Genomic DNA, 13,560 nt, shown 5'->3' with positions numbered 1-13,560 from the left:
ATTTATTTACGAGTGCGATCCTCAGGATGTAAAATAAACACGATCGAGTTATAAATCCTTGAAAAAATGCGAGAACTTTACCCGCCTAGACAACCTTATAACGAAGGAGAACTCAAAGTTTCTGACATCCATACCATTCATTTTGAAGAGTCGGGAAACCCAGAGGGAAAACCTATTGTATTGCTACACGGGGGGCCAGGAGGTGGATGTCCTCCTTTTTACCGACAATATTTTGACCCGGAAAAATGGCGTTTGGTGATGTTTGACCAACGCGGATGTGGTCAAAGTAAACCTCATGCAGAATTGCAAGAAAATACAACTTGGGATTTAGTCAGCGATATTGAGAAACTTCGAGAATATTTAAATATTCAGCAATGGGTTGTTTTTGGTGGTAGTTGGGGAAGCACTCTATCTTTAGCTTACAGTCAAACCCATCCCGACCGTTGCAAGGGTTTAATCTTGCGGGGCATTTTTATGTTGAGACAAAAAGAAATTCGCTGGTTTTATCAAGAAGGAGCAAGTTATATTTTCCCGGATGCTTGGGAAGAATATGTTAAACCTATCCCTATAAATGAAAGGGACGATCTGCTAACAGCTTATTACCAACGCTTGACAAGTCCAGATGCTCACATTAGATTAGAAGCGGCTCGTGCTTGGTCAATTTGGGAAGGGAGTACGAGTAGATTATTTCCAGATTTAGATTTAAAGCAAAGCTTTGGAATTGATGCTTTCGCGGAGGCGTTTGCCAGAATTGAGTGCCATTATTTTATAAATAAGGGATTTATAGAGCCGGAAGATAAATTGCTTTTAGATATCGATCGCATCCGCAAGATTCCGGCGGTTATCGTTCAGGGAAGATATGATGTTGTTTGCCCGATGATGTCGGCGTGGGAACTGCATCGTGCTTGGCCTGAAGCTGAGTTCATTGTAGTTGCCGATGCCGGACATTCGATGAGCGAACCGGGAATTCGCACCTGTTTAATTGAGGCGACAGATAAGTTTGCAGACTGATAGTCATCCAAATTGCTAATGGTTAATTGCTAATTTTTAATTAGTCCTATAAAGATTTTCCGCGTGATGGTAATTTCTTGCTGAGTATTGGGATATCGTTCAATTTTAAGGTTGATAAAAAATATAGAGGTGCGATCGCCCGCGCCTCTATATTTTACTAAAAGTTAAAATTCCATACCAAAGTTTTGTCAAAACTTTGTCTACATTCGGAACTGTTCTACTTCAGGCGTATAGCCGATCGGCAAAATGTAATCGAGATTCTCGTGGGGACGAGCAATTATGTGATACGATAGCAACTTTCCGCCATCGACCTTTTTAACTGATTCAATTCCAGCAGCAACGGCTGCTTGCACTTCAGAGATATCTCCTCGAACTATAATTGTCCAGTAAGCACGGGTTATTTTTTCATAGCGAACTAAAGTAACTCGGGCTGCTTTCACCATTGAGTCTGCAACTTCTACGGCAGCGGGAAATCCTAAGACTTCAACCATTCCAACTGCAACACCCATTACAACATTCTCCTAAGTTTCACAAGATATCTGAGACTCATTGTATGTGAAAGTGTTGACAGAAATTGGTTCCGATGATTTTGGTCAGCTAGAAGCCCGATCGCCCAAAATTAAAAAAACTCCAGAAGCTGTTGCGACATTTAAATCCCACAGCAGTCTTCGCGCCGGAAAGCCCGCCACATCAGAGTTTGAATAAAATAAACTGCAAAAATTAGCTGCGCGACAGCTTAGTTTCTCACCGCCAGCAAGTTGGCTGACAAATTTGCCTGACGATTTTTGGGACTTTCAACTTAAAAAATCCAGCCCCGCCCAGACACAAAACTTTACAAGCTGCGAAGGGGCGATCGACCGTTGTGGTTTCCCTTGCAGCGAGCAGAACGCTCGCACTCCGGTATCATTCGGATATGACTGATGACTGATGACTGATGACTGATGACTGATGACTAATGACTCAAAACTCGTCAAGCAACCACTCCGAGGCTCTTTCGCCCAAATCCAGGGGAATGCTGACAGCTTTGCCCAAGCGCGGACGATCGCGAGTAGTGACAATATATTCTCTCACCTGTTCGGTGCTGCCCCAGCCATTGAGGTAATTGGCCACCGCCTCCAAATGCTCGAAATAATCAGCCTCCGTCATCGGAAAAGACACCTGTTCCAAATATTTCCACATCACCTGCACAAAAATCTTGCCCCGCGTCCGCCGCAATCTGATATCGTAAGACTTTCCCCATTTTTGTAGGAGTAGCTGGTGTAAATCCTTGCCCGTCATGGTTGCTCCTGAGTGAATCTGTTAAACATTAAAAGACAAAGTTCAAAAAATGTAATAATACTCTAATAAAGGCTGGAAGGCGCATTCTTAAAAGGAATTTTCGCTGCCTCAAATTTGTGCGAGCAGATTAGCACCGATAGTCCGAGTTGTCTGCACGTACAAGTTGGCTCACAAACAAACGTAACTTAAAACCGTAAAGGCAGGTCATGGCTCAAACTTCTGCTGGAAATCCCGATGTTCCCGATATGGGGCGTCGCCAATTTATGAATTTGCTGACGTTCGGTACAGTCACAGGTGTGGCACTGGGCGCACTTTATCCCGTTGTCCAATATTTTGTTCCTCCGTCGAGTGGGGCTGTTGGCGGTGGCGTGACAGCTAAAGATGCCTTGGGTAACGACATCATCGTTAGCGAATATTTGACTTCGCACCCTGCGGGCGATCGCAGTTTGGCCCAAGGCCTCAAAGGCGACCCCACCTATCTCGTGGTGCAAAAAGACTTAACTCTCGCCGAATACGGCATCAACGCAGTCTGCACTCACTTAGGTTGCGTCGTGCCTTGGAATGCTAGCGAAAACAAGTTTATGTGTCCTTGTCATGGTTCTCAGTACAACAGTGAGGGCAAAGTGGTACGCGGCCCCGCACCTTTATCTCTCGCCTTGGCCCACGCCACTGTCGCAGATGACAAGGTGGCCTTTACCCCTTGGAAAGAAACAGATTTCCGCACCGGCGAAGCACCTACCTGGTCATAGTTATTAGTCATTAGTTAGCAGTTAGTAGTTAGTAGTTAGTCATTAGTCGTTAGTGGTTAGCAGTTAGTTTCAATAACCAATAACCAATAACCAATAACCAATAACCAATAACTAATAACTAATGACCAATGACCAATGACCAATGACTAATGACCAATGACTAATCACTAAATTGTCTGAACCTTTGAGATTGAATACTCTGATGCCACAAACTAACTTATCTGCGATATTTCGCCGCAGTGCCAGGACGATCGCCAAAACTGCCTTAATTGCGATCGCCGCCGCCGGATTTTTTCTTAGTAGCGACATCGCACTTCCCCAAGCAGCATTCGCTTACCCTTTCTGGGCCCAGCAAACAGCACCCGCTACTCCCCGCGAAGCAACTGGCAAAATTGTTTGCGCCAACTGTCACCTCGGTGCCAAACCGACTGAAGTAGAAGTCCCCCAATCTGTTTTACCTGACACAGTTTTTGAAGCAATTGTCAAAGTTCCCTACGATCAAAGCGTGCAGCAAGTTACCGGCGACGGTACTAAAGGCGGCTTGAACGTAGGCGCAGTTGTGATGTTACCCGAAGGTTTCAAGATTGCTCCCGCTGACAGAATTCCCGAAGAAATGAAGGAAAAAGTCGGCGATCTTTACTTCCAACCTTACAGCGAAACCCAAGAAAATATTGTGTTAGTGGGCCCGCTGCCTGGTGAACAATACAAAGAATTGGTATTCCCAGTTTTGTCGCCAAATCCCGCAACTGACAAGTCAGTTCACTACGGCAAATATCTAATTTATGTCGGTGGAAACCGCGGTCGCGGTCAGGTTTATCCTACTGGCGCCAAGAGCAACAATACTGTTTATAATGCCTCAGTAGCTGGCACTATTTCTAAAATTGCTCAACCCGAAGATGGTGGCTATGAAGTGACAATTCAACCAGCAGAAGGTGCAGCGGTTGTTGATACAATTCCCGCAGGCCCAGAACTGATTGTTACTGAAGGACAAACAGTTGCAGCCGCCGAACTTTTGACGAACAATCCTAATGTAGGCGGTTTCGGTCAAAAAGATGTAGAAATTGTGCTACAAAGTGCCAATCGAGTTACAGGATTGATGGCTTTCGTAGCTTTGACTATGTTGGCTCAAATTATGCTGGTTCTCAAGAAGAAACAGGTGGAAAAAGTTCAAGCTGCTGAAATGAATTTCTAAGCAGGACTTTCATGAGTTGGGTAAGGCGTTCAGTTATCATTGTCAACAAATACGTCTTGTGTAGTGCCAGACTGCTGCCTTACTATTAAGCCTAGATCCCCCCTAACCCCCCTTAAGAAGGGGGGAACAAGAGTATTCTTAAAGTCCCCCTTTTTAAGGGGGATTTAGGGGGATCGAGACTTAGATAGAAACCTGAGATACAAAAGGTTTTAGGCAATTGTTGAGACTAATGGTGCTTTGTGCGTACCCAACTATTAAGTAAGTAAGGCGGGGAATACCCGCCTTATTCTTTGATAAATAACAAGTAAAATAATGCCAATTGATGAGAAAACAATTCAAGTAGGGTCACTGGAATGGTTTTATCGGGAAGCAAATCCGGTAAACGAAAGTGATAAATCACCAGTGTTGCTGCTGCACGGTATACCGTCCCAAAGCTTTACCTGGACTGCGATTATGCCAGATTTGGCGACGAGTGGATTTCGATCGATCGCGCCGGATTGGGTGGGCTACGGGCGATCGACAAAACCAGACAAACGCGACTTTGCTTATACTCCCGATGCCTTTGTAGACGCCCTCACAGGCTTTATTCAAACCCTAGAAGTAGACCGAGTTTCCCTAGTCGTCCAAGGATTTTTAGCATCTGCCGGCATTCAATACGCTTTACGAAACCCCGATAAGATCGATCGTTTAGTCATTATAAATACACCAATTTCAGCAGATATCAAATTGCCTTGGAAAATGCAGCAGTTGGGGCTGCCTTTTATTGGCGATATGCTGACGCAAGACCCACTTTTGGTGGACAGAACCCTCGAAGGCGGAAGTCGCATCAGGGTATTAGACAAGGATTTAGATGTTTACCGACGCCCGTTTTTGAAGAGCTCGGATGCAGGGCGATCGCTAATGAACACCATCCGCAACATTCAACTGCCAAAGTCAATGGCAGAAATTGAATCCGGCTTACAAGGATGGACAAGCCCAACCTTATTTGTGTGGGGTTTAACCGACCCTTGGCTGAGTGTTGAACCAGCTAAAAAATTAGTCAATTCCATGAAAAATGCCGAGTTAGTCACCCTAGAAGAAGTCTCCCATTATCCTCAAGAACATTGGTCAGAAAAAGTTGGCGGTGCTCTGATAACTTTTCTGCGCCAAAAGGAGGTAAAATAATATTTTGTACCTAACTCTCGGTGCAAAGTAGGGGCGGTGTCCCGGTGCCGGCCCGCAACGAGAAATCTAAAATCTAAAGTCTAAAATCGCTATGACTCGTCCCCGTTCCTTTTTTGCCTTGATGATGGCATTTTTGATGGCATTTCTGGTTAGTTGCAGCAGTGTCGAAGCAAAAGTTCCCACGACTTACACAGCAGCCCAGATCCAACAGATTCAGCGCTATGTTCCTACTCTGACAGAGTTCCGATCGCGCATGAACAACCTAGGAACCCTAATTCAGAAAAAAAATTGGATTGATGCCAAAACTTACATTCACGGGCCTCTCGGCGAATTGCGCGGCACCATGAAAACCGTGTCGGGCAGTTTGTTGCCGAAATCTCAACAGCAAGCTATGGATTTGACCAAGAGTTTGTTTGCTGATTTGGTAGAGATTGATAACGCTGCTAAAATGGCTGACAATGCCAAAATCACCGCTAGTTATAGCAAAGCTGTGAAGGATTTCGATACTTTCTTGCAGCTACTTCCTAAAGCCTAATCGCTTTAGTTTGTCGCGCAGATCGGACGTATGGTTGAAACCTGGTTTACACACACGAACACGGCGGTTGAAACCTGGTTTACACACACACACGGCGGTTGAAACCGCGTCTACACACACGAAGTCCACCTCCGTGGACTGAAGAAAATAACGTAAAACGTAATTTTTACTGCCACGGCGGTTGAAACCGCGTCTACACACACGAAGTCCACCTCCGTGGACTGAAGAAAATAACGCAAAACGTAATTTTTACTGCCCGTTCTTCAACCCCTCTGAGCTCGGGTTTCGTTTATGTAGCCGCGGTTTCTAACCGCCCGGTATTCTTCTGTACAATCTAAAATCTAAAATCTAAAATCTAAAATTCAATGGTTCGCGTTGCAATTATTGGTTGCGGTATTGTCGGGGCTTCGATCGCCTTTGAACTAAGTAAATTTCCCGAATTAAAAGTCACTGTATTCGACAAACAGCCCCCAGTACAAGGTTCTACAGGTGCAGCCCTCGGCGTTTTGATGGGAGTTATCAGCCACAAAACTAAGGGCAGAAATTGGCATTTAAGGGAAACCAGCCTTCAGCGCTACGAAACTTTGATTCCTGAATTGGAAGCAGCTACGGGGCGGAAAATTCCATTTAACAAACAGGGAATTTTGCTGCTGTGTTCGGAAGGAGAAGATTTAAGTAAGTGGGAAAAGCTAGCAGCAACTCGCAAGTCTCAAGGTTGGAAATTAGAACTTTGGGAGGTGGAACAAGTGCGCGAGTTTTGCCCTCATCTTGATTTAAATCATAACATAATTGCTGGGATTTATTCGCCTCAAGACCGGCAAGTCGATCCAACTACTTTAACTTTAGCTTTGGTTGATGCTGCTAAGCTCAATGGAGTTAATTTTCAGTTTGGGGTAGAAGTTCAAGGCATCAAGAGCGGGCAAGATGCCTGTTCCACAACAAACTCCCTATCTTGTGGAACAGGCATCTTGCCTGTTACTGAAAATAGTACCAACCCCACAATAAACTTAATATCTTGTGGAACAGGCATCTTGCCTGTTACTGAAAAATTCGATCGACTAATTGTATCTGCTGGCTTAGGTACTGCTGCTGTCACTGCATCCTTAAATCAATTGGTGGACATTCGCCCGGTGTTGGGACAGGCGCTGCATTTGCGGTTGAAAAATCCCTTGGGAAACCCAGATTTTGCGCCAGTAATTACCTGCGATGACATTCACATTGTACCTTTGGCAAATCAAGAATGTTGGGTGGGGGCGACGGTAGAGTTTCCCGAAAACGGCGGGGAAGTGCAGGCGAATGCTGAGATGTTGGAGGAAGTGATGGCAAGGGCGATCGCACTTTGTCCAGCCTTAGCCGAAGCTGAAATCATCCGAAAATGGTCGGGATTGCGCCCGCGCCCCGAAGGACGCCCAGCCCCAATTATCGAAGCGCTTCCCAGTAACAGCAAGGTTTTCATCGCTAGCGGCCACTACCGCAATGGTGTTCTGCTGGCCCCTGCTACCGCGCGATCGATCCGAGAAGCAATTTTGCAATAATTAACAAATGTTAATATAATCAATAAAGCCATTCATATCTTACATCTAAAAATGTCCGAAAAACCCTTAGGAAAGCCACGCATTTTGTGGCGAGTAATCTTGCTATCTGGAGTCAGCTTGCTGCTATATTACGGCTGGTACAAATGGATTATTCAAGAAGAATTGCGGAGTTATAACGGCAAGGGTTGGTCGGGGACACTTTGCTTATTGCCCTTTGTTTTAGGAGTAGCCATCCCCCAAGCTTTGCGGATATTCGACCCCGACGTTCCCGGATGGTTTGGTTGGTTTTCCTTCGTAGGAATTGCTTGGATTTACATCGTGCAGTTCAAACTTTATAACACAGTTAACGAATTGTACCGCCAAGAAGGAATTAAAGAACCGCTAACAGTTTGGTGGATGTTTGTACCAGGTTTAAATTTAATTGTCGGCTTGCGGCAAATTCATTTCTTAAGCCAGTTTTGGGGAAGAAAACAGGGCATTGAAGTCAAGGATAACTTAGCCGAAAGCCTTCCTTTTCTGTCAGCTAACGCTTGAGGTAAAACTTTTCACACCGATATCATAGGTTTGTAGTGAGGACTTCAGTCCTTTCCATTTACACCGGAATAATGATTTTTCGAGTATAGTGCGATAGACAAATTAGGTACGTAGTTGCGATGAAAGCGCTCTTTATAAGATTAGGAAAGAGCGCTGAAGCGCAACTACGTACCTTGGCCCAAATGCGAGCCGACCTTTCTCTATGTTTGAGTTAGTTAATTAGGACTAAAGTCCTCACTACGAACCTTTTAATCAGCAAAACCGATTCGGTAAATTAGCAAGAATAAGTTTAAGTTCCGGTTCATTAACCCGCTTAATTGCTTTCGGAATAGTTACCCACTGTCGCTTTCTACAGCTAGCTTCCGGCCATTTTTCCAGAACAGTTTGTACTTGCAGTAAAAATACTTCTACCTGACAAATATAGCCAGACTTTTGGTACTCATAAGTTCCCAGCAAATCAGGGAACACCTTACCCAACAAACCTGCTTCTTCCCAAGCTTCCTTAGCAGCAGAATCTTGAGGAGTCATGTCAGGTTCAATTAACCCTTTAGGAATCACCCAACGCTTACCCGTTGAAGAAGTAATCACCATTACTTCAATTTGTCCGTTTTGAATGCGGTAGGGAATGACAGCCGATTGTTCTACCAATACAATAGTTCTTGTACTCATGATTTATGCAATCTTTAGGGTGCAAAGGCTGCTTCAACTTGATTGACAGTTGAAGATTCAAAACAAAAAAGTTGATACACCCCGATTATCTATTAGAACTTACCCACCGATACAGCAAAATCAGTTCCTTTTATGAAAAATAATTGCTGAAAGCTATTTTTTCATAAAAAAAGCCCGGTTTATTTATTGAGTGGGATTGCTTAAGTTCTATTTGCGCTCTCAGTCGAGACAATAACTAAGTCAGAAATAGAAATATGTAGGATTTTACCTGTGCTTAAAATACCAAACTTCAAGGCAATACAGCTAAAAAATAAGATTATTTTAATAACAGGGCGATCGCCAATCGCAAACTGCACCCAACACAACTAACGGCGTTTCGAGACTTTTGGCAAATTCATCCACAAAATAGATGGCTGCTGTTGAGCTGGTAAAATGTCTTCCAGGATACCTAATGCTAGAATTATTGTAACTGTTAGCTGGTAGGGTGCGTCGCCCGAAACAATCCTCGATCGCAGCGACAGTCTCATAGCGACGCACCTTACCAGAAAGAATTGGTTGAAAGTCGGAACCCTGATCGGGAGAAATTAAAATCAGACTATTCATTACTCCAATCCTCTTCCTTCTAGGTAGAGGTCGCTCTCAAACTCTCAACTGTCAACTGTCAACTGTCAACTGTTGAACTAATCTTTCTTCGCCTTAGCCTCCAGATTTTCCATCCGACTCTTCAAATCTTGATTCTCCTTTTTCACCTGATCTAACTCCTCGCGCAATTGCTTCACTGCTGCATCGGAACCAGCATTTTTCTGCACTCTTTGCACAGCTTCATCAGCCATCATGCGGACGCGGCCATCAGGAGTTTGGTCAGCTAAAGAACGTAAAATTCTGATAGCTTTGCGAGTTTCCATCTGTCCTAAACCGACAACAACAGATACTTGAGTCAAGAAAAAAGTCTCTTTAGAAAGTTCTGCCAATCGATGCAAAATCCGTTCCAAATTGAGCTTAGTTTGACCTGTCGAAATTGTCCCCAAAGAGCGAATTGCAGCCAAGCGCAAAGCTTGCGGAGTACCGACGGCTGTGTATTTCAAAATCAGGTTGAGCGCATCTTCCGAAGTTTTCATTTGCGCCAAACCGGAAATAGCACCCGATCGCACAACCTCATTCCAGCCCTCGCGCTCTTTCAAAACCAATTTTAACTCTTTGAGTACCTGTTCGTCCGTGGGTTTTTCGTCGGGATTCGCGCCTGCGATCGAACCCATAGCACTCGCTGCGGCCGCTTCTACATAATAGCTGTCATCGCCTTTTTCAACGATCGACCTCAGCGCCTTATAAGTCTCGTGAGTCTTGATTTTACCCAGCGCATTCACCACCGCACGGCGCACCCGAGCATCTTTATCCTTCAAACCAGTTACTAAACCATCAAAAGCTTGGTCGAGTTTAATATCAACCAACTGACCGGCTACTTCCGCCCGCACAGCCCAAAACGGCTCTTTTTTGAGAACTTCTGACAGCGCTTTCACAGCTTCCAAGCCTCCCTTTTTCGCCAAAGCGTGGGCGGCGTAAATCCTAGAAACCGGGTCTGGATCGAACTGTAACTGAGCTTTAAGTTCGGCAACTCCATACTCTAGAGCAACTGTTTTTAGGTATTTATTGCCGACATCAAAACTGATATATGCGGGCTTATCTTCTAGGGGAAAATAGAAACTTTGCTCGCGTTCGTGAACTCGAACCGTGAAAGTTTTTATATTAGCAGCATTTCGCTCATCTGCATCTTTTTCTGGTTTGTAACCGAAGCCGAGCGGAATTTTTAGGTCAAAGACATCTTTGCTGTTCCCGTTACCATTTTTGTTGTCTTTTACCTGAGTTTGGGTAATAGTAACCTTGGCTAATTTGCTGTCGCCGTCCCAGGAATAAGCAACTTTGTAATCTGGATGACCGCCACGATAAACGTACTGGTCAAACAAAAATGTCAGATTGCGACCGGTAGCTTTTTCGATCGCCCTTAGCAAATCGATCGTTTCCACAGTTTGGTGAGCGTTATCGCGCACAAAAGTGTGAATTGCTTTGTAAAATAGTTCGTCGCCCAACTCGGCGCGGATCATGTGATACACGCAAGCGCCTTTTTCGTACAAATGGCGATCGTACAATTCAATCGCTTCGCGGTAAACGTGAGTCACCATCGGGCGGCGGTAGCGAGAACTGTCTTCAGCTAAATAATTGCGGGCTTCACCTAACATATAATAAGCCGCATCTTCTTTGCCGTATTCTTGGTCAGTCCACAACACCTCACAATAGGAAGCCATGCCTTCTTTGATCCAAGCATGAGACCAATGTTTAATTACGACTAAATCGCCGAACCATTGGTGAGCTAATTCGTGGGCGACCAAGCTTTCTGTACCGCGATTGTCCAGGCTGGCGCGTTCATCTAACAAGCACCTATCTGTTAGCAAAGTTGTCGAAGTATTTTCCATGCCGCCGAAGATGAAATCATCGACGCAGACTTGAGCGTATTTAGGAAAAGGGTAAGGATAGCCAAATGCTTTAGAGAAAAATTCAATCATTTTCGGCGTTTTGCCCATGCTGCGCTTACCGTCAGCTTCGCGGCCTTTTTCCACGTAATAATTAACTGGTTTGCCGTTCCATTCATCTTTGATTTCAGCAAAATCTCCGACTGCTAAGGTCATTAAATATGTCGGGTGGATTTGGGTTTGCGACCAGTGATAAATCTTGTCGTCGCCATCGTTTTTTGTGCTAACTAATTCGCCGTTGGATATTGCAAAAAGTTGTCTGGGAACTTGCACGCGAATTTCGGAAGTTGCCAACTGTCCGGGATAGTCGAAACAGGGAAACCAGAAGCGAGAATCTTCGTCTTCGCCTTGAGTCCAAACTTGTGTTGGTTTGTCGGGATAGTGTTTGTCTGGCCCGACAAAATAGAGGCCGCGCTGGGGTTTTTCGACCGAGTATGCGATCGCAATTGTAATCGGTTCGTAAGCTGTTGTTGGTTCGTGCAGTTGAATTTGCAGCACTTCGCCGTCGCTGTCAAAATTCTGCTCGGTTTCCCCGACTTTGACAGATTTAATGTTCAGGTTGACAGCATCTAAGGTTAATTTGTCAATACCGCTGCGGACTGGATTTATGCGGATGCTGCAAGTGCCGCGAAAACTTTGTTTGGGAATATCGAGGACTAAATCGAGGAAAATATGCTCTACTTGTCCGGGGCGATCTGGGTTGTAGTGGGGCCTAGCACCGGGCATCTCGAAGGATTTGTGGCTGTTTTCAGAATCAAAGTAAGTGTGTGACATTGTGATGGAGGAGTTGTGAGTCGATCGGCGATCGCAGGCAGCAGCTATCGGGCGGAACTGCCAGCTTAATTACAGAGTAGCGCGTCCTAGTTGCTGTTGTCGCTAATGTTGTTAAAAATTCAGGCGATCGTTGCCAGGATGGAAAAAAAGATTTTTCAGTTACAATATCAGTAAGGCTAATGTCTGCAATCATCAGCCTGCCATTGAAATTGAGAGGGTAAATCTGCATGACAGCTACACTATCAGTTCCCAGTGCGATCGAATCTTGGCTAGGCGACGAAGCCGAAGACTTGCTCACCCATCAAGCAAAAATTTCTAAAGATTTGTTGCACCTGCCGGGCCCGGATTGGGTCGATCGCATTTTCGCTCAAACCGATCGCTCTCCTCAAGTTTTGCGATCGCTCCAGCAACTATATTCTAGCGGACGCTTGGCAAATACCGGCTATTTATCAATCCTGCCAGTAGACCAAGGAATCGAACACTCAGCGGCCGCTTCTTTTGCACCAAATCCCATCTATTTTGACAGCGAAAACATCATCAGACTAGCAATCTCCGCAGGATGCAATGCTGTCGCGACAACTCTCGGAGTGTTAGGAAGCGTATCTCGCAAATACGCGCACAAAATCCCTTTCATTCTCAAACTCAATCACAACGAACTGCTAACTTATCCCAATCAATCCGACCAAATAATGTTTGCTTCCGTCGAACAAGCTTGGAATTTGGGAGCCGTTGCAGTCGGAGCCACAATTTATTTTGGTTCCCCGGAATCGACCAGGCAAATCCAAGAAGTGAGTCAAGCTTTTGCCCACGCTCACGAGTACGGAATGGCAACAATTCTGTGGTGCTACCTCCGCAATGATATCTTCAAACAAGACAAAGATTATCACACAGCCGCTGATTTGACCGGGCAAGCAAATCACTTGGGAGTGACAATTCAAGCTGACATTATCAAGCAAAAATTGCCGGAGTGCAACAACGGTTACGAAGCTGTTGCTAAAGCTAGCGGTCATAGTTACGGCAAAACCGACAAGCGGGTTTATACTGATTTGACGACGGATCACCCGATCGATCTAACCCGCTATCAAGTCCTCAACTGTTATGCAGGAAGGATGGGTTTAATCAACTCCGGCGGTGCTTCGGGAAAAACCGATTTTGCCGAAGCAATTCGCACGGCGGTAATCAACAAACGCGCAGGCGGCTGCGGCTTAATTTCCGGCCGCAAAACTTTTCAGCGTCCGTTTGAAGAAGGCGTAAAATTGTTTAACGCCATTCAAGACGTTTATTTGTCGCCCGAAATCACGATCGCCTAAAACTTCACAGCACACTAAAATTAGGGTGCGTGCCGCGCACCCAATGCTATAAGGTTCGTAGTGCGGACTTGAGTCTCAATGCAAGCGAATATATCCGTAGGGGCGAAGCATGACCGCAGTCAATATGAGATGATAACTAATAACTTATATGCGGTCATGCTTCGCCCTCTTCAAAAACCAGATGCACCCAGTCCGCAGAATAAGAGCGGACTCGCATTCCGCACTACGAACCGTTTTTGTTATGCTAATCTACCGGACATGATATCAGTTCTAATCTCAAGCAA

At 45.1% G+C, this 13,560-nt stretch carries 14 protein-coding genes; 9 read left to right on the top strand and 5 right to left on the bottom strand.

The window, feature by feature from the left end:
- The first annotated feature begins 66 nt into the window (after positions 1–66).
- Positions 67–1,011: a prolyl aminopeptidase gene (gene pip / locus JGK22_RS19845; protein ID WP_293184098.1), complete on the top strand. Its 945-nt coding sequence runs from the start codon at positions 67–69 to the stop codon at positions 1,009–1,011.
- Between the two features lie 200 nt (positions 1,012–1,211).
- Here the strand turns inward: pip and JGK22_RS19840 are convergent, their stop codons facing one another.
- A complete protein-coding gene (locus JGK22_RS19840; protein ID WP_106149684.1) occupies positions 1,212–1,520 on the bottom strand; it encodes a carbon dioxide-concentrating mechanism protein CcmK in 309 nt (102 codons plus the stop codon).
- Between the two features lie 46 nt (positions 1,521–1,566).
- Here JGK22_RS19840 and JGK22_RS19835 point away from each other — a divergent pair, with 46 nt between their 5' ends.
- Complete coding sequence (locus JGK22_RS19835) at positions 1,567–1,716, top strand: hypothetical protein (protein WP_293184100.1); 150 nt, start codon at positions 1,567–1,569, stop codon at positions 1,714–1,716.
- Positions 1,717–1,971: 255 nt separating this feature from the next.
- Here JGK22_RS19835 and JGK22_RS19830 read toward each other — a convergent pair whose 3' ends face one another.
- Positions 1,972–2,289, bottom strand: coding sequence for a DUF3067 family protein (locus tag JGK22_RS19830; RefSeq protein ID WP_293214398.1), 318 nt, complete (start codon positions 2,287–2,289; stop codon positions 1,972–1,974).
- A 206-nt stretch (positions 2,290–2,495) separates the two neighbouring features.
- On the opposite strand from JGK22_RS19830, the gene petC reads away from it, so the two are divergent.
- The 6 genes from petC (at position 2,496) to JGK22_RS19800 (ending at position 7,998) form a co-directional block, all read left to right on the top strand.
- Entirely contained in the window at positions 2,496–3,038 is a 543-nt protein-coding gene (gene petC / locus JGK22_RS19825) for a cytochrome b6-f complex iron-sulfur subunit (RefSeq protein WP_293184104.1), read from the top strand.
- A gap of 202 nt (positions 3,039–3,240) precedes the next feature.
- A complete protein-coding gene (gene petA, locus JGK22_RS19820; RefSeq protein ID WP_293184106.1) occupies positions 3,241–4,230 on the top strand; it encodes a cytochrome f in 990 nt (329 codons plus the stop codon).
- Positions 4,231–4,542: 312 nt separating this feature from the next.
- Positions 4,543–5,394, top strand: a complete 852-nt coding sequence (locus JGK22_RS19815; protein ID WP_293189855.1) for an alpha/beta fold hydrolase — start codon at positions 4,543–4,545, stop codon at positions 5,392–5,394.
- 91 nt (positions 5,395–5,485) lie between these two features.
- Positions 5,486–5,929 (top strand): photosystem II protein PsbQ, encoded by a 444-nt coding sequence (psbQ, locus tag JGK22_RS19810; RefSeq protein WP_293184111.1) that lies wholly within the window; start codon positions 5,486–5,488, stop codon positions 5,927–5,929.
- 365 nt (positions 5,930–6,294) lie between these two features.
- On the top strand, positions 6,295–7,464 hold the full coding sequence (locus JGK22_RS19805; RefSeq protein WP_293184112.1) for an FAD-dependent oxidoreductase: 1,170 nt from the start codon (positions 6,295–6,297) through the stop codon (positions 7,462–7,464).
- 51 nt (positions 7,465–7,515) lie between these two features.
- On the top strand, positions 7,516–7,998 hold the full coding sequence (locus JGK22_RS19800; protein WP_293210853.1) for a hypothetical protein: 483 nt from the start codon (positions 7,516–7,518) through the stop codon (positions 7,996–7,998).
- A 252-nt stretch (positions 7,999–8,250) separates the two neighbouring features.
- On the opposite strand, the gene JGK22_RS19795 is transcribed toward JGK22_RS19800, so the two are convergent.
- From JGK22_RS19795 to JGK22_RS19785, 3 genes are all read right to left on the bottom strand, one after another.
- On the bottom strand, positions 8,251–8,667 hold the full coding sequence (locus JGK22_RS19795) for an NUDIX hydrolase (RefSeq protein ID WP_293184117.1): 417 nt from the start codon (positions 8,665–8,667) through the stop codon (positions 8,251–8,253).
- A 321-nt stretch (positions 8,668–8,988) separates the two neighbouring features.
- Positions 8,989–9,270 (bottom strand): hypothetical protein, encoded by a 282-nt coding sequence (locus tag JGK22_RS19790; RefSeq protein WP_293197484.1) that lies wholly within the window; start codon positions 9,268–9,270, stop codon positions 8,989–8,991.
- Between the two features lie 77 nt (positions 9,271–9,347).
- Positions 9,348–11,966 carry a M1 family metallopeptidase gene (locus JGK22_RS19785; RefSeq protein WP_293313452.1) on the bottom strand — a complete coding sequence of 873 codons (2,619 nt, stop codon included), beginning with the start codon at positions 11,964–11,966 and terminating at the stop codon, positions 9,348–9,350.
- 227 nt (positions 11,967–12,193) lie between these two features.
- On the opposite strand from JGK22_RS19785, the gene JGK22_RS19780 reads away from it, so the two are divergent.
- Positions 12,194–13,276 carry a class I fructose-bisphosphate aldolase gene (locus JGK22_RS19780; RefSeq protein ID WP_293184119.1) on the top strand — a complete coding sequence of 361 codons (1,083 nt, stop codon included), beginning with the start codon at positions 12,194–12,196 and terminating at the stop codon, positions 13,274–13,276.
- The last annotated feature ends 284 nt before the right edge of the window (positions 13,277–13,560 follow it).

The sequence above is a fragment of the Microcoleus sp. PH2017_08_TRC_O_A genome, from assembly GCF_020738665.1.
In the GTDB taxonomy this organism is placed as follows: Bacteria; Cyanobacteriota; Cyanobacteriia; order Cyanobacteriales; family Microcoleaceae; genus Microcoleus.
Note: the sequence above shows the minus strand (reverse complement) of the source record. Positions and strands in the feature narration are given on the sequence as shown.